Origin of the sequence: Neisseria subflava, assembly GCF_005221305.1 — a bacterium.
GTDB lineage: Bacteria > Pseudomonadota > Gammaproteobacteria > Burkholderiales > Neisseriaceae > Neisseria > Neisseria subflava.
The window spans coordinates 1,855,411-1,875,718 of sequence record NZ_CP039887.1 but is presented as its reverse complement, the minus strand read 5'-3'; the positions used below and the strand labels follow the sequence as shown (position 1 = coordinate 1,875,718).

14 protein-coding genes and 1 pseudogene are annotated in these 20,308 nt (G+C 48.9%); 9 read left to right on the top strand and 6 right to left on the bottom strand.

The window, feature by feature from the left end:
* Positions 1 to 4 precede the first annotated feature (4 nt).
* Both efeO and efeB read left to right on the top strand, forming a co-directional pair.
* Positions 5 to 1,171, top strand: coding sequence for an iron uptake system protein EfeO (gene efeO / locus FAH66_RS09165; RefSeq protein WP_137041369.1), 1,167 nt, complete (start codon positions 5 to 7; stop codon positions 1,169 to 1,171).
* A 134-nt stretch (positions 1,172 to 1,305) separates the two neighbouring features.
* Positions 1,306 to 2,571 (top strand): iron uptake transporter deferrochelatase/peroxidase subunit, encoded by a 1,266-nt coding sequence (efeB, locus tag FAH66_RS09160; RefSeq protein ID WP_137041368.1) that lies wholly within the window; start codon positions 1,306 to 1,308, stop codon positions 2,569 to 2,571.
* Between the two features lie 78 nt (positions 2,572 to 2,649).
* On the opposite strand, the gene FAH66_RS09155 is transcribed toward efeB, so the two are convergent.
* From FAH66_RS09155 to FAH66_RS09145, 3 genes are all read right to left on the bottom strand, one after another.
* Entirely contained in the window at positions 2,650 to 3,117 is a 468-nt protein-coding gene (locus tag FAH66_RS09155) for a CinA family protein (protein WP_137041367.1), read from the bottom strand.
* Positions 3,118 to 3,193: 76 nt separating this feature from the next.
* Positions 3,194 to 4,039, bottom strand: coding sequence for a mechanosensitive ion channel family protein (locus FAH66_RS09150; protein ID WP_137041366.1), 846 nt, complete (start codon positions 4,037 to 4,039; stop codon positions 3,194 to 3,196).
* Between the two features lie 111 nt (positions 4,040 to 4,150).
* A complete protein-coding gene (locus FAH66_RS09145) occupies positions 4,151 to 5,152 on the bottom strand; it encodes a thiamine ABC transporter substrate-binding protein (protein WP_137041365.1) in 1,002 nt (333 codons plus the stop codon).
* A gap of 64 nt (positions 5,153 to 5,216) precedes the next feature.
* Here FAH66_RS09145 and FAH66_RS09140 point away from each other — a divergent pair, with 64 nt between their 5' ends.
* The 4 genes from FAH66_RS09140 to glmS all read left to right on the top strand — a co-directional run bounded on the left by FAH66_RS09140 (position 5,217) and on the right by glmS (position 9,686).
* The gene (locus tag FAH66_RS09140) at positions 5,217 to 5,864 is read left to right on the top strand and encodes a pyrimidine 5'-nucleotidase (protein WP_137041364.1); all 648 of its coding nucleotides are present in this window, start codon (positions 5,217 to 5,219) and stop codon (positions 5,862 to 5,864) included.
* A gap of 61 nt (positions 5,865 to 5,925) precedes the next feature.
* Positions 5,926 to 6,210, top strand: a complete 285-nt coding sequence (locus tag FAH66_RS09135; protein WP_003686634.1) for a membrane lipoprotein lipid attachment site-containing protein — start codon at positions 5,926 to 5,928, stop codon at positions 6,208 to 6,210.
* Positions 6,211 to 6,308: 98 nt separating this feature from the next.
* Positions 6,309 to 7,682: a bifunctional UDP-N-acetylglucosamine diphosphorylase/glucosamine-1-phosphate N-acetyltransferase GlmU gene (gene glmU, locus FAH66_RS09130; protein WP_137041363.1), complete on the top strand. Its 1,374-nt coding sequence runs from the start codon at positions 6,309 to 6,311 to the stop codon at positions 7,680 to 7,682.
* 165 nt (positions 7,683 to 7,847) lie between these two features.
* Complete coding sequence (glmS, locus tag FAH66_RS09125; protein WP_137041362.1) at positions 7,848 to 9,686, top strand: glutamine--fructose-6-phosphate transaminase (isomerizing); 1,839 nt, start codon at positions 7,848 to 7,850, stop codon at positions 9,684 to 9,686.
* A 171-nt stretch (positions 9,687 to 9,857) separates the two neighbouring features.
* On the opposite strand, the pseudogene FAH66_RS09120 reads toward glmS, so the two are convergent.
* Positions 9,858 to 10,864 (bottom strand): annotated as a pseudogene (locus tag FAH66_RS09120) (IS5 family transposase).
* Between the two features lie 208 nt (positions 10,865 to 11,072).
* On the opposite strand from FAH66_RS09120, the gene FAH66_RS09110 reads away from it, so the two are divergent.
* Positions 11,073 to 13,208, top strand: a complete 2,136-nt coding sequence (locus FAH66_RS09110; protein ID WP_137041360.1) for a Dam family site-specific DNA-(adenine-N6)-methyltransferase — start codon at positions 11,073 to 11,075, stop codon at positions 13,206 to 13,208.
* 16 nt (positions 13,209 to 13,224) lie between these two features.
* Entirely contained in the window at positions 13,225 to 15,219 is a 1,995-nt protein-coding gene (locus FAH66_RS09105) for an AlwI family type II restriction endonuclease (RefSeq protein ID WP_137041359.1), read from the top strand.
* 893 nt (positions 15,220 to 16,112) lie between these two features.
* On the opposite strand, the gene FAH66_RS09100 is transcribed toward FAH66_RS09105, so the two are convergent.
* Positions 16,113 to 17,411, bottom strand: a complete 1,299-nt coding sequence (locus FAH66_RS09100) for a M16 family metallopeptidase (protein ID WP_137041358.1) — start codon at positions 17,409 to 17,411, stop codon at positions 16,113 to 16,115.
* Between the two features lie 58 nt (positions 17,412 to 17,469).
* Complete coding sequence (locus FAH66_RS09095; RefSeq protein WP_137041357.1) at positions 17,470 to 18,819, bottom strand: M16 family metallopeptidase; 1,350 nt, start codon at positions 18,817 to 18,819, stop codon at positions 17,470 to 17,472.
* 193 nt (positions 18,820 to 19,012) lie between these two features.
* Between FAH66_RS09095 and FAH66_RS09090 the strand changes: the two genes are divergently transcribed.
* The gene (locus FAH66_RS09090) at positions 19,013 to 20,191 is read left to right on the top strand and encodes a phosphoglycerate kinase (RefSeq protein WP_004519232.1); all 1,179 of its coding nucleotides are present in this window, start codon (positions 19,013 to 19,015) and stop codon (positions 20,189 to 20,191) included.
* The last annotated feature ends 117 nt before the right edge of the window (positions 20,192 to 20,308 follow it).

Here is a 20,308-nt window from a genome sequence, read left to right as displayed (position 1 = left end):
GAAAATGAAAAAATTCAATCTAACTGCTTTGTCCGTAATGTTGGCTCTGGGTTTGACCGCGTGTCAGCCGCCTGAAGCCGAAAAAGCCGCGCCTGCCGCTTCAGGCGCATCCGCTGCCGCCAATGCCGACGGTTCGGTCAATATCGGCGTGAACGATACTGCTTGTGAACCAATGGAATTGACCGTCCCCAGCGGCCAAGTCGTGTTCAACATTAAAAACGACAGCGGCCGCAAGCTGGAATGGGAAATTCTGAAAGGCGTGATGGTGGTGGACGAGCGTGAAAACATCGCCCCGGGTTTATCCGACAAAATGACCGTTACCCTGCTGCCGGGCGAATATGAAATGACTTGCGGCCTGTTGACCAATCCGCGCGGTAAGCTGATTGTTACCGACAGCGGCTTCAAAGACACGGCCAACGAAGCCGATTTGGAAAAACTGGCGCAACCTCTGGCCGACTATAAAGCTTATGTTCAGGCGGAAGCCAAAGAGTTGGTCGCTAAAACTAAAGCCTTTACCGAAGCCGTCAAAGCCGGCGACATCGAAAAAGCGAAATCCCTGTTTGCCGCCACCCGCTTCCACTACGAACGCATCGAGCCGATTGCCGAACTCTTCAACGAACTCGACCCCGCCATCGACGCGCGTGAAGACGACTTCAAAGACGGCGCAAACGACGCGGCCTTTACCGGCTTCCACCGCATCGAACATGCCCTGTGGGTGAAAAAAGACGTATCCGGCGTGAAAGAGACTGCCGACAAACTGATGAAAGACGTTGAATCCCTGCAAAAAGAAATCGACGCCCTTTCCTTCCCGCCAAGCAAAGTGGTTGGCGGCGCGGCTGTTTTGATTGAAGAAGTGGCCGGCAGCAAAATCAGCGGCGAAGAAGACCGTTACAGTCATACCGATTTGAGCGACTTCCAAGCCAATGTGGAAGGCTCCAAAAAAATCGTTGATTTGTTCCGTCCGCTGATCGAAGCCAAAGACAAAGCATTGTTGGAAAAAACCGATGCCAACTTCAAACAGGTTGAAGACATTTTGGCGAAATACAAAAAACAAGACGGCTTCGAGCTGTACGACAAACTGAGCGAAGAAGACCGCAAAGCCCTGCAGGCGCCGATTAATGCCTTGGCAGAAGACTTGGCCAAACTGCGCGGCATTTTGGGTTTGAAATAAGATAACGCGTTTTCAGACGGCCTTTGGATATTGAAAGGCCGTCTGAATCTTATTGTCGCCCACACAAATATGCTTGAAAACCGACCTTACTTCACACGATTGCAATCTTTCCGTTCCCTGCCAAGGAGCAGACCATGAGCCAAAACAAACAACCGGCACAACCCGAAAAACGAACCCTTTTCAAAACTGCCCTTGCTGCCGGTGCCATCGGCGTTGCCGGTTATTTTGCCGGTAAAAAACAAGGCGAAGCCGCCGCCGAAACCCAAAACAATCAACATTCCGAGCTGGCCTATCCGTGTTATGGCGAGCATCAGGCAGGCATCGTTACGCCACACCAGCTCTTCGGCATTATGTGTGCCTTTGACGTTACCGCCAAAGACGCCAAACAACTTGAAAACCTATTCCGCGTCCTGACCGCCCGCATCGAATTCCTCACCCAAGGCGGCGAATACCAAGACGGCGACGACAAACTTCCGCCTGCGGGCAGCGGCATCCTCGGCAAACAATTCCGCCCCGACGGACTGACGGTTACCGTCGGCGTCGGCAGCAGCCTCTTTGACGACCGCTTCGGCCTCAAAGACAAAAAGCCGAAACACTTGCAGGAAATGCGCGACTTCCCCAACGACAAACTCCAAAAATCGTGGTGCGACGGCGACCTCAGCCTGCAAATTTGCGCATTCTCCCCCGAAACCTGCCAAGCCGCCCTGCGCGACATCATCAAAAACACCGCCCAGTTTGCCGTGATCCGCTGGAGCATAGACGGTTGGCTCCCTAAAGCCGAACCCGGCGCCATTGCCGCGCGCAACCTTTTAGGTTTCCGCGACGGCTCCGGCAATCCCAAAGTCGAAGATCCCAAAGTCGCCGATCAAGTCCTGTGGACAGGCGTTGCCGCCAACAGCTTGGACGAACCGGCATGGGCGAAAAACGGCAGTTATCAGGCCGTCCGCCTCATCCGCCACTTTGTCGAGTTTTGGGACCGCACCCCGATGCAGGAACAAACCGATATTTTCGGCCGGCGCAAATACAGCGGTGCGCCCATGGACGGTAAAAAAGAGGGCGACACCGCCGATTTTGCCAAAGACCCCGACGGCAAAATCACGCCCAAAGACAGCCATATGCGCCTTGCCAATCCGCGCGATCCCGAGTTTATGAAAAAACACCTGCTCTACCGCCGCGCCTTCAACTACTCGCGCGGCCTCGCCGCCAACGGCCAACTCGATGTCGGCTTGATATTCATCTGCTATCAGGCCAACCTTGCCGACGGCTTCATCTTCGTGCAAAACCTGCTCAACGGCGAGCCGCTGGAGGAATACATCAGCCCGTTTGGTGGCGGCTATTTCTTCATCCTGCCGGGTGTTGAAAAAGGCAGCTTCCTCGGCAAAGAGCTTTTGGGCGTATAAATCCGCCGATGGTTTGAATAGATAAAAAGGCCGTCTGAAACCTGATTTCCAGATTTCAGACGGCCTGTGTTTTTTCTATCAAACCAAATGTTCCGCCAAGAAAGCCAATGCGTATTCGACGGCTTGCGTCCTTACTGCTTCGCGGTTGCCTGTGAATAGTGCAGTTTGTTCAAACGAACCTTCGGGCGTGGCCAGGCCGAACCAGACTGTACCGACCGGTTTGGCCGCGCTGCCGCCGCTAGGGCCGGCGATGCCGGAAATACTCAAGGCGTAATCCGCCTGCGCGACGGCCTTTGCGCCGCGTGCCATTTCATAGACGGTCTTGCGGCTGACCGCGCCGTGTTTCAGCAAGGTATCGGGCATGACGCCGAGACGCTCTTGCTTGGCTTGGTTGCTGTATGTGACGAAGCTTTGATGAAACCATTGCGAGCTGCCGGAGAGGGAGGTCAGCGCACCTGCAAGCAGACCGCCGGTGCAGGACTCGGCGCAGGTAACGGTTTGACGGCGGCTGGTCAGGTGTTCGGCGATGGTTTGCAGATGGGACATGGCGGCTCCTTATGGAAAAGGGTGGAATGGGGCGGGCGTTTGACCCGCCGTGTTTCAGACGGCCTGAAAGCTGAAATCAGTCTTTCGGCTGAATGAGGTGGACATCACATTGTGGGAATGGGATGTTGATGTTGGCTTCGCGCAGGTTTTCGACGACCTGCTCGTTCAAACCGAATCGGAATAAGGCCAAATCCGCTTCGTTCGTCCATGCCCAAAGCGTGATTTCGATGGCGCTGGCGGCGAGGTTGGTAATGTATACGACGGCAGGTCGTTCTTTGGTTTGAACACACAATGGATGCTCGGTTGCCGCTCTCAATACGGCGGCTTTGGCGGCTTTCAAGTCGCAGGCGTAATCGACGCCGACAACGACTTGGGCGCGGCACAGGGGTAGGGAGGAGCGGTTGGTGATGCTATTGGTCATGACCACGCTGTTGGGCAGGACGACTTCTTCGTTGTCCGGCGTACTCAAAGAGGTCTGCACCATTTTGATTTCGCGGACGATGCCTTCAAAACCGTTGACGCGGATAAAGTCACCGACTTTAAACGGGCGGAACAGGATAATCAGCACGCCGGCGGCGAAGTTGGACAGTTGGTCTTTCAAAGACAAAGCCACGGCCAAGCCTGCGCCACCGATCAAGGCGGTCACGGAAGTGGTCGGAATGCCGAGTTTACCCAGTGCGGCGATGATGATGAGGATCAGTAGGCCGATGTTGGCGACGTTGCCGAGGAAGCTGACCAGTGTTTTATCGACTTTGGCGCGCGTCAGCGCGGCTTTCATCAGTGTCACCACGCGCGTGGTGACCCAGCGGCCGATAAAGAAGATGGCCAAGGCGGCCAGCAGGTTCGTGCCGAAAGACATGCCGGTTTGGGCGAGTTGTTCCCAACCGGAGAAGGGGGAGAGGGATTGAAGATCGAAATTCATAATTGTGTGCGTGTGAAGTTGTTTAAAAGGACATTGTAAAACAAGGCCGTCTGAAAAACTAATGATTTGGTTTTTCAGACGGCCTTTAATCTTTCTTAAATCTTTTTCAGCTTAACGTAAAACGGTTTTGCTCCAACGGCTCACCCATTGTTTTTGTTTGGTGTTGATGTCGGTGCGGTTGGGGGAATCGCTGTGTTTCGGGGTTTGGGCAAACTCGAATACTTTGGGCAGCGGCGTGTTTTTGGCAGCCGGATAGACCCACATTTCGGCAGGCAGGGCTTGTTGCACTTCGCCGCTTTGCAGCCAGCTCACCAGTTTGGCCGCCAGCTCGGGCTGTTTTGCGCCTTTCAAAACGGCCGCGCCTTCAACTTGGCGGAATGTGCCGCCTTTGAGGAAGAGGTTGCCGGTGGGCGGGGTGCTGTATTTGCCTTTGGAGTAGTGGACTTCGGCAGCCGGGCTGGTGGCATAGCTGACCACGAGGGGATAGGCGCCGCCGTTTTGGGTAAAGTCGGTGTAGTAGGCTTCGCTCCAGCCTTTGGCAACTTTCACACCGTTTTGGCGCATTTGTGCCCACCATTTGAACGCGCCTTCTTCACCCATGCCGCCGATGTTGGCCAAGAGGAAGGAGAGGCCGGGCGAGGATGTGGCGGGAGACGGGGTCACCAGAAGGTTTTTATATTCCGGTTTGGTCAAATCTTGCAGGGTTTGCGGCAGGGGCAGTTTTTTCTGTTCAAACCATTTTTTGTCGTAGTTGATGGTGACATAGGCGTAATCGACGGCCAGCGCATCGGGCAGGGAGGCGGTTACGGGTGCGGATTTGGGTTGGTTGGCGGCGAGGATGCCGGCGGCTTTGGCTTTGCCGATGTTGGCGTTGTCCAAACCGTAAACCGCATCGGCAATCGGGTTGGCCTTGCTCAAAATCAGCTTGTTGAGCATTTCGTTGCCGCTGCCTGCCTTGATAACGGACACTTTGGCATCGTTGGCTTTTTCAAATTGCGCGATGACGGATTGGGGTAGGCTGAAGGATTTGTGCACGGCCAAACGCACTTCGGTTTGGGCGTACAGGTTTGCCGAAGCCAGCAACAGAGCCACGGCGGACAATTTCAGTTTCATTCTCTTTCCTTTGTACGAGTAAAATACGAAATATCATAACAAAATCTGCATATCAAGGCACGATATGAATCATTCTCCCGTTTGGCTGTTTGACCTCGACAACACTTTGCACAATGCCGAAGCCGGCATTTTCTACATTATCAACCGCGCCATGACCGAATACATAGCAGGCCGTCTGAAACTTTCCGAAGAAGCCGCATCCCACCTGCGCCAAGATTATTGGCACCGATACGGCGCGACGCTTGCCGGTTTGCAAATCCACCATCCTGAAGTCGATATCGATGAATTTTTGCGTGAAAGTCACCCGCTTAAGCAAATTTTGGCAAAGGTGGAGGGTATGGATGGAACTGATGACGTTTTAGGCCGTCTGAAAGGGCGAAAAGCCGTATTTTCCAATGGGCCGTCGTTTTATGTCCGCGCATTGGTTGAGGCGTTGGGCTTGGAAGCGCATTTTGACGGCTTGTTCGGCACGGACGACTTCGGCCTGCTCTACAAACCCAATCCCCAAGCCTATCTCAACGTCTGCCGCCTGTTGGGCGTCAAACCCGAACAGTGCATTATGGTGGACGACAGCGCCGATAATCTGCACCAAGCCAAAGCCTTGGGCATGAAGACCGTTTGGTACGGCGAAAAAGCCCAACCGTTGCCATTTGCCGACGGCATAGCGAAAGATATGCAGGGTTTGCTTGAAGTTTGCACAAAACTGCCGTGAAGTTTTGCAAAAACAAGTACAATACACGGTATTGCCGACATTTAAAAACAAGGACAACATCATGCGTAAACTCGCTTTAATTCTGACCGCCGCCGCTGTTTTGGCCGGTTGCTCTTGGGAAACCTACACCAACGAATCCGGCCGTACCGCCGTACGCCAAAAATATGCTACCGGCACACCTATCGTTTATCAGGACGGTACTTATTCTAAAAACATGAATTACAACCAATTCCGCCCTGAGCGCCGCGCCGTCCAATCCAATCAAGCGGATCATGCCGAACACGGCGAACGCGGCCAACACTGGCAAAAACCGCAATTTGCCAACCAACAGCCAGCAACCGAATAACAATATCCCCAAGGCCGTCTGAAACGGAGTGAAAAACAATCAACATTTGTTGCCACACTTTTCAGACGGCCTCAAACAACGACAACGGAAACCGTATCATGGCTCAGACAGCTTTAAATATCGTCATCCTCGCCGCCGGCAAAGGCACGCGCATGTATTCCAAAATGCCCAAAGTGCTGCACCGAATCGGCGGCAAGCCCATGGTCGAGCGCGTTATCGACACCGCCGCCGCCCTGAATCCCCAAAACATCTGCGTCGTCATCGGACACGGCAAAGACCAAGTCTTGGACACCGTCAAACGTGACGTCGTCTGGGTCGAACAAACCGAACAACTCGGCACCGGACACGCCGTTAAAACCGCCCTGCCCCACCTTTCCGCCGAAGGCCGCACGCTGGTGCTGTACGGCGACGTCCCCCTGATTGACACCGCCACCCTCGAAACCCTGCTCGAAGCCGCCGACAGCGAAGTCGGCCTGTTGACCGACGTTCCCGCCGACCCGACAGGCTTGGGCCGCATCATCCGCGACAGCCAAGGCAGCGTAACCGCCATCGTCGAAGAAAAAGACGCCGACGCCGCCCAAAAAGCCATCCGCGAAATCAACACAGGCATCCTCGTCCTGCCCAACGCCAAACTCGAAAACTGGCTGAACAGCCTTTCCAGCAACAACGCCCAAGGCGAATACTACCTGACCGACCTCATCGCCAAAGCTGTTGCCGACGGCATCAAAGTCCATCCCGTCCAAGTGCGCGCCTCCCACCTCGCCGCCGGCGTGAACAACAAACTCCAGCTTGCCGAACTCGAACGCATCTTCCAAACCGAACAAGCGCAAGAATTGCTCAAAGCAGGCGTCACCCTGCGCGACCCCGCCCGCTTCGACTTAAGAGGTCGTCTGAAACACGGACAAGACGTCGTGATTGACGTCAACGTCGTCCTCGAAGGCGACATCGAAATCGGCGACAACGTCGAAATCGGCGCAAACTGCGTCATCAAAAACGCCAAAATCGGCGCAAACAGCAAAATCGCCCCCTTCTCCCACCTCGAAGACTGCGAAGTCGGACAAAACAACCAAATCGGCCCCTACGCCCGCCTGCGTCCGCAAGCCCGCCTTTCAGACGACGTACACGTCGGCAACTTCGTCGAAATCAAAAACGCCGCCATCGGCAAAGGCACCAAAGCCAACCACCTCACCTACATCGGCGACGCCGAAGTCGGCAGCAAAACCAACTTCGGCGCAGGCACGATTATTGCCAACTACGACGGCGTGAACAAATACAAAACCATCATCGGCGACGAAGTCCGCATCGGCTCCAACTGCGTCCTAGTCGCCCCCGTCAAACTCGGCAACAAAGTCACGACAGGCGCAGGCAGCACGATTACCAAAAACGTCGAAGACAACAAACTCGCCCTCGCCCGCGCCCGCCAAACCATCATCGAAGGCTGGGTGCGCCCCGAAAATGGCGATAAGAAATAAGGTTCGGCCGGTTTCTATCTTTTTCAGACGGCCTTCAAAACCAAAAGGCCGTCTGAAACCCAAATCCGCGCCGTTCGGATAATGTAAAACGGCTTTTTACCGCTGCCGCCTCCGGGAGCCGGAACGGCAGTTATTTCGTTAATCTTTTGATACTAAGGAACTTATATGTGCGGTATCGTCGGCGCCATCCGCGCCAATCACAATGTAGTCGATTTTCTGACCGACGGTCTCAAACGCCTTGAATATCGGGGCTATGACTCGTCGGGTATCGCCGTGAACACAGACGGCAAAATCAAACGCGTGCGCCGCGTCGGCCGTGTGCAACTGATGGAAGACGCCGCACGCGAAAAAGGCGTGTTCGGCCATATCGGCATCGGCCATACTCGTTGGGCAACCCACGGCGGTGTAACCGAGCCTAACGCCCACCCCCACATTTCCGGCGGCATGATTGCCGTCGTCCACAACGGCATTATCGAAAACTTCGAAGCCGAACGCGAACGCCTCCAATCCTTGGGTTACACCTTCGAATCGCAAACCGACACCGAAGTCATCGCCCACAGCGTCAATCACGAATACACCCAAAACGGCGGTAAACTGTTTGAAGCCGTCCGCGCAGCCACCGCCCGTTTCCACGGTGCATACGCCATCGCCGTGATGGCGCAGGACAAACCCGAAGAAATGGTGGTCGCGCGTATGGGCTGCCCGCTGCTGGTGGCATTGGGCGATCAAGAAACCTTCATCGCCTCCGACGTATCCGCCGTCATCGCCTTTACCCGCCGCATCGCCTATTTGGAAGACGGCGACATCGCCGTATTGAGCGCGAACGGTATTGAAAAACTGATCGACAAAACCGGTGCCGATACCCAACGCAAAGTCAAAGTATCCGAGTTGTCGCTCGCTTCACTGGAGTTGGGCCCTTACAGCCACTTCATGCAGAAAGAAATCCACGAACAACCGCGCGCCATCGCCGATACCGCCGAAGTCTTCCTGGACGGCGGCTTCGAACCCGAAAACTTCGGTGCGAACGCACGCGAAGTGTTCGACGACATCCGCAGCATCAAAATCCTTGCTTGCGGTACGTCCTACTATGCCGCGCTGACCGCCAAATACTGGCTCGAAGCCATCGCCAAAGTGCCGACCGATGTGGAAATCGCCAGCGAATACCGCTACCGCGACGTGATTGCCGATCCGAAACAATTGGTCATCACCATTTCCCAATCCGGCGAAACCTTGGATACCATGGAAGCCCTGAAATACGCGCAATCCTTGGGACACAAACACAGCCTGTCTATTTGTAACGTGATGGAATCCGCCCTGCCGCGTGAAAGCGAATTGGTATTGTACACACGCGCCGGCGCAGAAATCGGTGTTGCCTCTACCAAAGCGTTCACGACCCAACTGGTTGTCCTGTTCGGCCTGGCCGTTACCTTGGGCAAACAGCGCGGTCTGGTTTCCGACGAACAATCGCGTGAATACGTCGAAGAATTGCGCCAACTGCCGGGCAGCATTCAGCACGTTCTCAATCTTGAGCCGCAAATCGCCGCTTGGGCGCAAAAATTTGCCAAGAAAACCAGCGCACTCTTCTTGGGCCGCGGCATCCACTTCCCAATCGCCCTTGAAGGCGCATTGAAGCTGAAAGAGATTACCTATATCCACGCCGAAGCGTATCCTGCGGGTGAATTGAAACACGGCCCGTTGGCCTTGGTGGACGAGAACATGCCTGTTGTCGTGATTGCCCCGAACGACAGCCTGTTGGACAAAGTAAAAGCCAATATGCAGGAAGTCGGCGCACGCGGCGGCGAACTCTTTGTCTTCGCCGACCTCGACAGCAACTTCAACGCCACCGAAGGCGTGCACGTTATCCGCGCCCCACGCCACGTCGGCGTACTCTCGCCGATTGTGCATACCATCCCCGTGCAACTCCTGTCTTACCATGCCGCCCTTGCACGCGGTACAGACGTGGACAAACCGCGCAACTTGGCTAAATCAGTAACGGTTGAGTAAGTAATTAACCGGTTTAAAAAGGCCGAGACCTTTGCAAAATTCCTTTTTCCCCGACAGCCGAAATCTAAATAAAGATTTTCGGCTGTTTTTGTTTCAAATATCCAATGATTCTACTCAAATACCCCCTTAATCCCCCTTGGATACCCGATAATCAGGCATCCGGGCCACCTTTTAGGCAGCAACAGGTGCACTTAGCCTATTGCGGCTTTCAACAGGTTCAAACACATCGCCTTCAGATGGCTTTGTGCGCTCACTTTAATCAGCCCGAAATAGGCTGCCCGGGCATAGCGGAATTTACGGTGTAGTGTACCGAAGCTTTGTTCGACCACATAATGGGTCTTCGACAAATACCGGTTACGTTTGGTTTGCGCTTCCGTCAGCGGACAGTTGCGGTGGGCTTTGCGCATAATGCCGTCCTGCAGCCGACGCTCTTCTAGATGTTATCGGTTTTCCTCACTGTCATAGCCTTTGTCGGCATAGACGGTCGTGCCTTTGGATAGTCCTTCCAACAAAGGCGACAGGTGTTTGCACTCATGGGTATTGGCGGGGGTGATGTGCAGTTTCTCGATATAGCCTTCCTCATCGGTACGGGTATGTTATTTGTAACCGAGTCTGTATAAGCCGTTTTTCTTTATCCAACGGGCATCGCTGTCTTTACCCGGTGTGGTTTGGCCGCTGACTTGTCCTTTCTCATCAACTTCTATGGTCTGACGCTGTTTGCTGCCGGCGGTTTGAATAATAGTGGCGTCAATGACGGCGGCGGATGCTTTCTCTACTTTTAAACCTTTTTCAGTCAGTTGGCGGTTAATCAGTTCCAGCAATTCAGCTAAGGTGTCGTCTTGCGCCAGCCAGTTGCGGTAGCGGCATAAGGTGCTGTAATCGGGGTTGCTCAGTTCGTCAAAACGGCAAAATAGGTTGAAGTCGATGCGGGTGATGAGGCTGTGTTCGAGTTCGGGATCGGAGAGGCTGTGCCATTGTCCGGGCAGGATAGCTTTAAACATGGACAACAGGGGATAGGCGGGACGGCCGCGGTGGTCTCGGACGTAACGGGTTCTTTGACGATTCAGGTACTGTTCGATCGGTTGCCAATCAATCACTTGATCCAACTTCAATAGTGGGAAGCGGTCGATGTGTTTGGCAATCATGGCTTGGGCGGTTTGTTGAAAGAAGGTGCTCATGGAAAATCCCCTAAACTTCTACCAAGATACTTAGAGAATTTTGCAAAGCTCTTGGCCTTTTTCATCAAACCACCTGAAACACATCCTAAAACCCGACTAACCCTTCCATCTATGATGCTTTTAGCATCCATTTTTTGGTATAGTCACAGTTAAAAAGGTCGATTTATCATGTAAAATGCACATTAAAGTTCCAAACCGTGAGAAAAATATGAAAACTATCAGCTCAAAGAATCTTATTAATGAACTGGGAATCTCGCGTTCCTATCTTTATAAAATAATTAGTAAACATGACATTGCTGTTCAAAAAAATACTTCTGGCCATTTCATTTGGAATAAAGAGGCGGTAGAAGCGGTAAGAAATGCATTAAATCTTCATAACACTCAAAAAAAAGAAGATCATTGGCAACAATTAATTCAACAAAAAGGCCTAAAACTAGCAAGCATCAATAACCGGCGGTATCTTGGAAATAAATATAAGTTATCAGATTTTATCCGTGGTATTGTTGATGAACATTGCTCATCAATCAATATAGTTGCTGATATTTTTAGTGGAACAGGTGCTATAGCAAATGCATTTTCAGATAAAATGTTGATAACAAATGATTTATTGTATTTTAACTATATCATTCATTACACATGGTTTGCTTTTGAAAACTATGATGAAGAAAAAATTATTGAGATAACGAGCCAATATAACCAAATTTCAACCAATGAAAACAATTATGTTCGTAGGAATTTTGCCGATACTTTTTTTTCTGCCGATAATTGCAGCAAAATTGGTTTTATTAGAGAAGACATAGAAAAGCTCCATCTGAAAAAACAAATTAATTTCAAAGAATATACAATTTTAATTACCGAACTTCTGTATGCAATGGATAGTATTGCAAATACAGTTGGGCATTATGATGCATACCGTAAAAATGCAAAAAATAGCAAACCTCTTGAGTTACCAGTTATTCTACCTAACAAGAATCTTAATCTAAATAATCAATGTTTCAATACTGATTCCAATAAGTTAATTAAAGAAATTAAATGCGACTTATTATATTTAGACCCCCCATATAACTCTCGTCAATATTGTGATGCTTATCATTTGCTTGAAAATATTGCGAGATGGGAGAAACCTGAAGTGTCTGGTATTGCCCGAAAAATGGATAGAAGTTGCCTGAAAAGCAATTACTGTACAAAAGATGCGACAGAAGCATTTCGCAATCTAATTGAAAACGCTGAAACCAAATATATTTTATTGTCGTATAACAATATGGCCAACAAAGGTAATGATCGATCTAATGCAAGAATATCTGATGAAGATATTCTTGAAATCTTAGAAAAAAAAGGGGAGGTTCATGTTTTTGAACAATCACATAAAGCATTTTCAACTGGGAAATCAGATTTAAGCGACAATTCTGAACGGCTATTTCTATGTAAAGTTTTTGATAAAGAGGAAAAATTACCTTTTGTTGCTAGCCCCTTCAATTATACTGGAGGAAAACATAAACTATTAAATCAAATTATGCCTCTGTTACCTCCATCTGAATGTTTCTTAGATTTGTTTTGTGGTGGTGGGAATGTTGGTATTAATGCAAAATCTAGTAAGGTCATTTTTAATGATAAAAATGCCGAATTAATTCGTTTATTTAAATATATTCACAATAACTCCTCTCTGAATATCTTACTTAAAACACAAGAAATTGTTAAAAAATTTAAATTATCTGATTCAACAAAAAACGGATATAGATTTTATGATTGCGAAAGTAGTAAGGGGTTGGGAGGCTATAACAAAAATGCCTTCTTAAAGTTGCGCGAAGCCTATAATTTAAGTAAAGACATTGCTTTATTATATATATTAGTAATATTTTCATTTAACAATCAAATTCGCTTTAATCAAAAGGGGGAATTTAATCTGCCTGTTGGTAAAAGAGACTTTAATTTAAAAATGCAGCACAAGCTGAAACAATTTTCAGAAAGACTTAAGCAGATTGATGCTTCCTTTACATCTAAGGACTTTCGCCAAATTGATTTAGATATGCTATCAAAAGAGACTTTAATTTATTGCGACCCTCCTTATTTAATAACTCTAGCAGGTTATAACGAGCAAAATGGATGGACATTAAAGGATGAACAGGATTTACTGGATTTTCTAGACAAGTGCAATAAAAAAGGTTTACGCTTTGCTTTATCTAACGCACTAATAGCAAAGAATAAAGAAAATACTCTATTGATAGAGTGGCTCAAAGAACGGGATTATACCTGCCACTATCTTAATAAGACTTATGCTAACAGTAATTACCAGCGTAAAGAAAAAAACTCCGTTTCAGTAGAAGTTTTAATTACTAATTATTAAGAAAGGAGAGGAGCAAATGAAACAGCCAAAAATTTCCTACAAAAGTTTTTGTTGGGTGTTGGGAACTACCAGTTTTCGTACAGCAAAACTGAATCTAAAAATCGAACAACAATTATTGCTCCTTGACGAGCTATACAAACAAATTCAACAACAAGGTAAAGAATGGGATTGGAATCCAGATCTTCAAACGATCTTTTATGACCTAATGCATGAAGAAGGCTTTTTAGTTGGTAATGCTCCACGGAAGGATAAGGACGCCCGCCAAAAAACATCCGGTTTAGTGGATATTGGATTCGTTACTGAAAAACAAAGACTTTTGACAAAAGCAGGGTATGCTTTACTGGCTATTACCAAACAGAATGATTTTACCCCTGAGAATCCGCTTCATTTGTCAAAAGACAGCTTTATCTACTTCAAACAAATGCTAAAAGCAACATTGAAAATTGATAAAGACAACGTTAGACCTTATTTCATATTAGCGCATTTATTATCTGAGTTGAATGAATTATCTTTTGATGAGTTCCGTTATTTCCTACCTTTATGTATCTCCAAAGAAACAACCGTACAAGTAATTCAAATAATTAAGGATTATCGCAGTTATTCAATTAGTTTAGAAGAGGCAATATGTAAACATCTCATGCAGCTTGAAAACTATAAGATGGCATATGAGGTCTTCTTGGAAGAGGAGGTAACAGAAAAATTAATTTTTAGTATTGGTATGAATAGGAAAAGTCCCAACTACGACAAGGTATATTATCCTTTATATTTAAGTCTTAAGAACTATTTTTTAGATCAGCAAGGTTCGGCAATAGAATTATTATTTTTAATTAAAAATATAAAACAAGATACGAAATGGCGAAATTTGATTTTTAAAACATCAAATCAGTCAGCTATTAAAAAACAAGATAGAGATAGCATTAAGGGAAATTGTCCATTTTTAAATTTGAAAAATGAAAGGGAATTTAAAGCGGTATTTTTTAAATATCTTCATATATTTAAAGCCATGGCAACACTTGAAGATTATTTTGACTTAAACCGCCGCTATTTTAATCTAACAGACACTTTGGTTTTTGCTGATAATAAAGTCAAATTTGACTTAATTCCTCAGTATTTCTTTCAAGATTGTCATCAGGCTTTATTCGATTCGGCATTCACACCATGTACTTTAATCACCGAAGATATTGATTTAGAAAAAATTCATCCATCCTTGTTATTTAATGCAGCCAGTATTTATCAACGTATTTATCAGGATTACGGTATTGCCATTGAAAATAGCGAACAGGCTGCACAACTTATTCAAGATAAACGACATAACCGTTTTAATCAGTTGATTGATAAACATTTTGGAAAGGAAGTGTTATTAAATCTACTGACTTATTTTGAAAATAGAGATGATGATAAAATTGTCAAAATTGTTACTGATGAGGCTGATATTCCAACCATTTTTGAATATATTTTAGCGATTATTTGGTATGAATTGAGTGAACGAAAGGGCAATATTCTAAATTATATGAATCTTTCCCTTTCTGCTGATTTATTACCCAAAACCCATGCGTCAGGCGGTGCAGCAGATATTGTTTATGAATATGAAGCCAACTACATTTATCCAAAACACAGCTTGCTTATTGAGGCAACATTGGCTGAAAATAGTAATCAGAGACGCATGGAAATGGAACCAGTTTCCCGCCATTTAGGAAACTATCGCTTAAAATCCAACAATCCTCATGATTATTGCGTATTTGTTACCACAGATTTACATATTAATGTTATAGCTGATTTTAGAGGACGAAAACTAATCCCATACTATGATACAGATACAGGTGAAGAAATAATAGGGTTGAAAATTATTCCAATCGATACCGTATATTTACAAGATTTACTGAGAAGTAATACGACTTACGATAAGATTTATCCATTTTTTGAAAAACAATATCAGTCCGAACTTCAAGGCAAAAGATGGTATGAAACCATGCTGCAAGAGCAGCAGGCGGAGTATCGGATTGGGAAGTAATCATTAGGGTCGTCTAAAAATGGAGTAAAAACTGTTTCAGACGATCTTTTCCCATCAGGCTACCAGAAAAACATCCCAAAATTCGACCACACTTTATCGCCATCAGATTTTTATTTGTCGTTAATTACATTTTTATTGTTATTTTAGGATATTTAAATTCCTCTATCTATTAATCTTCGCTATCAGTCAGCCAGACTAAGTGGATAAAAACGAAATCATCTTCCGCCCTACTCATCAGGAAGTATGATAACCATCTAAAATAAAAAGATGAACAAGAATGCTCACCTTAAGAAAACAATATTTTACAACTAACCAAGCACGTTTTCTAAGTGTGTTTGTGTTTGGTAGTCAGCTAAATATTTTTTTCTTGTAGATTTTTAATCACATCATTACATCAACTTGATTACTGTTTTCAGCTATTGGACTAGTTGATAGCAGCTGCCCTACTCTTCGTCAGCATTTGTTTGTTCCTCACCCTATTTAATTGTATTGATAAACCCCTAAGGTACTTCTTTCTCGAAGAAGTTGAAGGTGCTCTGTATGATCGAAGCTCCCTCCCTGACAATTAAATGGTAGAGTTACAGTAAAAATAAGTAGCCTATTTTCGCTTAAAACCTATTGATTTTATACTAAAAATTAGATTAATATTGACCTGATATCTAGAGTATCATTAATCCTCGATATACAGGAATAAAAAGAGGAATTGGTAGAAGAAGAGGAAAATAAATTACATTATGCTAAATCCATAAAATGACAATTTAGTCTGCTAATTCCTGTTTCTCTTAGTTGTACGATCACTTACAGGATTCAAAAATAAAAAGGCCATCTGAATTTTTGCAAAGGTCTCAGGCCGTCTGAAAAATCTTTCAGACGGCCTGTTGTTTTAAAGCGTTTTATTCTGCGCCGACAACGACGGTGTTGAGGTCTTTGAATTTGACGCGGCGTTGCCATGCGTCGCGGACTTGTTCGACGGTCAGGCTGTTGATGGCTTTGGGGTAGGCTTCCAAGTAGTCGTTGGGCAGGTCGTAGAGGCCGATCAGGCTCAGGTAGTTGAGCAGTTTGTCGTTGGAGTCGTAGCGCAGGGGGAAGCCGCCGACGATGTTGGCTTTGGCCTGTTTCAGCTCGGCTTCGGTTGGGCCTTCGGCGATAAACTGTTCAATGACGGCTTGGGTGTCGGCCAGTGAGGCTTTGGTGTTTTTCTTTTGGGTGGAGTAGGAAATGGTAAACGTGCCTTCTTCTGTCGCCGGGGCGAGGCTGCTGTATACGCCGTAGGTGTAGCCGTGTTGGTCTCGCAAAACTTTCATGAGGCGGCTGTCGAAACCGCCGCCGCCGAGGATGTAGTTGCCGGCAACGAGGGCGTAATAGTCGGGGTCACGGCGTTTGAAGAGGGAAGTGCCGAGCAGGATTTGTGCCTGTGTGCCGGCAAAGGGGATGTCGCGGCGTTGGGCGGCTTGTTTCGGAACGGGCGGGATGGCGTGGGTTGCGGTGGCTTTGGCCGGCAGGTCTTTGAGGACGCGCTCGACCAGTTGCTCTGCCTGTTTGCGGTTGAGGTCGCCGACGATGGCGACGATGGCGTTGTCTTTACCGTAGTGGGTGCTGTGGAAGGCGCGGATGTCGTCCAGACTAACGCGTTTGAGGCTGTCAACGGTTACGTTTGCGCCGCTGCCGTAGGGGTGGTTCGGGTAGATGAGCTTGGTCAGTTCACGCGTGGCGGTGTAGTCGGGGGTGGTTTCCTGTTGTTGCAAGCCGGTAATGGATTGGATTTGACGGCGGCGGAAAACTGCTTCGTCAAAGCGCGGACGGGTCAGCGAGTGGTTGAGCAAGTTGGCGGCTTTGTCGCGGATGTCGGCTTTGCTGAGGCTGCGGAAGCCTGCGGATGCGCTTTCGGCATTGCTGTCGCTGCTGATGTGCGCGCCGATGTTGTCGGCTTCGGCATTGAAGGCTTCTTCGTCCAGCTCTTGGGTGCCGTCGGTCAGGAGGGCGGCGGTAAATTCGGCAACTTGGCTTTTGCTGTCCGGATTGGCAACGCTGCCTGCGCCCTTGAAGCTGACTTCAAGGTCAATGATGGGGTTTTCGTGGCGTTCGACAAGGAGGATTTGGGTGCCGTCACGGTTGCGCCAGCGTTGGATGTCGGTGGCGGCTTGGACGCTTAAGGGCAGGAGTAGGGTAAGGGCGAACAGGGTGGGTTTCATGTTGTGGCTTTCTGTTAAGGCCGTCTGAAAGGGTATGGGCTTTCAGACGGCCTGATGTTTATCGGCGTTTGGCAGCTTTTTTGCTTGGCGCGGCGGCAGGTTTTTGCGGCTCAATGATGACGGTACTCATGCGCTCGTCGGTCAACATCCGGGCGGCGGCCTGTACTTCTTGCGCGCTGACTGCCTGTAAGCGGCGGTGGATTTCTTGTTCGTCGGTATATTGGAAACCGCGCGCTTCGAGGCGGCCCATCATGGAGGCTTGGGAAGACATGGAGTCTTTGGCGTAGATTTCGCTGACCGCTGCCTGAGTTTTGACGCGCTGCAATTCTTCTTCGGAAACGCCGTTGTCGGCAATGTCTTTGATTTCTTGGCGCAGCTGGGCAATCAGAGTATCGGTTTTCACGCCTTCGGCAGGCATGGCCATTACGCTGAACAGCGGCATTTCACGGCTGATGATGTCGTAATGCGTTCCTGCGTTCAATGCGGTTTGCTTGCCGCGCACGAGGTTTTTGTCAAAACGGCTGGACGCGTTGCCTGCCAAAATATCGGAGAGGACGTCGAGGGCAAAAGGCATTGCGTCGTCGAATTTTTGGAGTTTCGGCACACGGAAGCTGATGGCAATCAGCGGCTGGCGTGTGACCGGAGAAGTGGCTTTGACCGTAACAGGCTTGCGCAAATAGGGTTCGGTATGGAGTTTGTTGCGCGGCGGCTGGGCTTTGGCCGGAATATCGCCAAAGAGTTTGGCGGCCGTCTGAAGCGTTTGTTTAGCATCGACATCACCGACAATGACCAATACGGCATTGTTGGGCGCGTAATATTGTTTGTACCACGCGCGCAGGTCGTCGGCTTTTAGGGTGTGCAAATCTTTCATGTAGCCGATGACGGAGGCGCGCATGGACGGTTGGGTAAAGGCGGCAAGATAGGCTTGTTCCCGCATTTTGCCGTCGGCTGTGTCTTCCGTGCGCTGGCGGCGTTCTTCACGGATGACGTTCATCTCGTTGAGGAATTCTTTGTCGCTGAAGTTGAGGTTGTGCATGCGGTCTGCCTCGAGCTTCAGAATCTCGGGCAGGTTGGCGGCGGCGACGTTTTCGTAATATACCGTTTCATTGCGACTGGTGTAGGCGTTATTTTGTCCGCCCAGCTCGGATACGCGGCGGTTGAACTCGCCGGAGGGAACGTCTTTCGTGCCTTTAAACATCATGTGTTCCAAAGCGTGGCTCAGGCCGCTTTTGCCTAGTTTTTCATCCACGCTGCCGATTTTGTACCAAATCTGCGAAACGGCCACAGGCGCGCGATGGTCTTCTTTAACGATGATTTTCAGACCGTTGGGCAGGGTTTCAGAAAGCGTCTGCGCCCATGAGGCGGCAGGCAGCGCGAAGGCAAGCATTAAAGCAATTCGGCGTAACATGGTTCAATCCGTAAAATGAAAATCAATCGCCAAAGTATAGCGGAAAATCTGGAAGATTGGCCGAATGTTTCAGACGGCCCGGGTCTTATCTGCTGATTCACATCAAGCGCGGCTGTTGCCAATCTTTACCGTCACGCCTCATTCGCGGATAATCCCAAACATTCCCGTTTCCAACCATCACAAAGGAATCATCATGGCATTTTTGAAACTGACCGAACAAAATGTTCAAGGCAAAACCGTTCTGATCCGCGCCGATATGAACGTGCCGTTCAAAGACGGCAACATCAGCGACGACACCCGTATCCGCGCTTCGCTCGCATCCATTAAATACTGCTTGGACAACGGCGCGTCTGTGATCGTGATGACCCACCTCGGCCGTCCGACCGAAGGCGAATTCCATCCCGAAGACGATGTCGCCCCCGTTGCCGCGCATTTGGGCAAACTGTTGGGCAAAGACGTGAAAGTATTGAACGACTGGCGTGAAAACAAACCGACTTTGAACGCCGGTGATGTCGTGATGTTGCAAAACGTGCGCATCAACAAAGGCGAGAAGAAAAACGACTTGGAGCTGGGCAAAGCCTACGCTTCTTTGTGCGACGTGTTCGTCAACGACGCATTCGGTACCGCCCATCGCGCCCAAGCCTCGACCGAAGCCGTCGCCCAAGCAGCGCCCGTTGCCTGCGCCGGCGTATTGATGGCGGGCGAACTTGATGCTTTGGGCAAAGCCCTGAAACAACCGGCTCATCCGATGGTTGCCATCGTTGCCGGCAGCAAAGTGTCTACCAAACTGACCATCCTCGAATCTTTGGCCGACAAAGTCGACCAACTCATCGTCGGCGGCGGCATTGCCAACACCTTCCTGTTGGCAGAAGGCAAAGCCATCGGTAAATCTTTGGCCGAACACGATTTGGTGGAAGAATCCAAAAAAATCATGGCGAAAATGGCGGCTAAAGGCGGCTCTGTTCCGCTGCCGACCGATGTGGTTGTCGCTAAAGCCTTCGCCGCCGATGCAGAAGCTGTGGTGAAAGACATTGCCGACGTTGCCGAAGACGACATGATTTTGGACATTGGCCCTAAATCCGCCGCTGCTTTGGCCGATTTGCTCAAAGCCGCAGGCACGGTGGTGTGGAACGGCCCGGTCGGCGTGTTTGAATTTGACCAATTTGCCGGCGGTACTAAAGTATTGGCCGAAGCGATTGCCCAAAGCGATGCGTTCTCGATTGCCGGCGGCGGCGACACTTTGGCGGCGATTGCCAAATTCGGCGTAACCGATCAAATCAGCTACATTTCTACCGGCGGCGGTGCGTTCCTTGAGTTCTTGGAAGGCAAAGAGTTGCCTGCCGTTGCTGCTTTGGAAAAACGCGGCGCATAATCGGTTTTAAAATCGATTGTTAAAAATAAAGGCCGTCTGAAATCTGGAAATCAGGTTTCAGACGGCCTTTTGTTTTGGTTTTTATTCGAGGAAGTGTTTAGCTGTATTTAACGCCGA

Bases quoted from the DNA above. Each gene is read 5' to 3' on its own strand.
- efeO (WP_137041369.1), top strand. From the start codon at position 5: ATGAAAAAATTCAATCTAACTGCTTTGTCCGTAATGTTGGCTCTGGGT.
- efeB (WP_137041368.1), top strand. From the start codon at position 1,306: ATGAGCCAAAACAAACAACCGGCACAACCCGAAAAACGAACCCTTTTC.
- FAH66_RS09155 (WP_137041367.1), bottom strand. From the start codon at position 3,117: ATGTCCCATCTGCAAACCATCGCCGAACACCTGACCAGCCGCCGTCAA.
- FAH66_RS09150 (WP_137041366.1), bottom strand. From the start codon at position 4,039: ATGAATTTCGATCTTCAATCCCTCTCCCCCTTCTCCGGTTGGGAACAA.
- FAH66_RS09145 (WP_137041365.1), bottom strand. From the start codon at position 5,152: ATGAAACTGAAATTGTCCGCCGTGGCTCTGTTGCTGGCTTCGGCAAAC.
- FAH66_RS09140 (WP_137041364.1), top strand. From the start codon at position 5,217: ATGAATCATTCTCCCGTTTGGCTGTTTGACCTCGACAACACTTTGCAC.
- FAH66_RS09135 (WP_003686634.1), top strand. From the start codon at position 5,926: ATGCGTAAACTCGCTTTAATTCTGACCGCCGCCGCTGTTTTGGCCGGT.
- glmU (WP_137041363.1), top strand. From the start codon at position 6,309: ATGGCTCAGACAGCTTTAAATATCGTCATCCTCGCCGCCGGCAAAGGC.
- glmS (WP_137041362.1), top strand. From the start codon at position 7,848: ATGTGCGGTATCGTCGGCGCCATCCGCGCCAATCACAATGTAGTCGAT.
- FAH66_RS09110 (WP_137041360.1), top strand. From the start codon at position 11,073: ATGAAAACTATCAGCTCAAAGAATCTTATTAATGAACTGGGAATCTCG.
- FAH66_RS09105 (WP_137041359.1), top strand. From the start codon at position 13,225: ATGAAACAGCCAAAAATTTCCTACAAAAGTTTTTGTTGGGTGTTGGGA.
- FAH66_RS09100 (WP_137041358.1), bottom strand. From the start codon at position 17,411: ATGAAACCCACCCTGTTCGCCCTTACCCTACTCCTGCCCTTAAGCGTC.
- FAH66_RS09095 (WP_137041357.1), bottom strand. From the start codon at position 18,819: ATGTTACGCCGAATTGCTTTAATGCTTGCCTTCGCGCTGCCTGCCGCC.
- FAH66_RS09090 (WP_004519232.1), top strand. From the start codon at position 19,013: ATGGCATTTTTGAAACTGACCGAACAAAATGTTCAAGGCAAAACCGTT.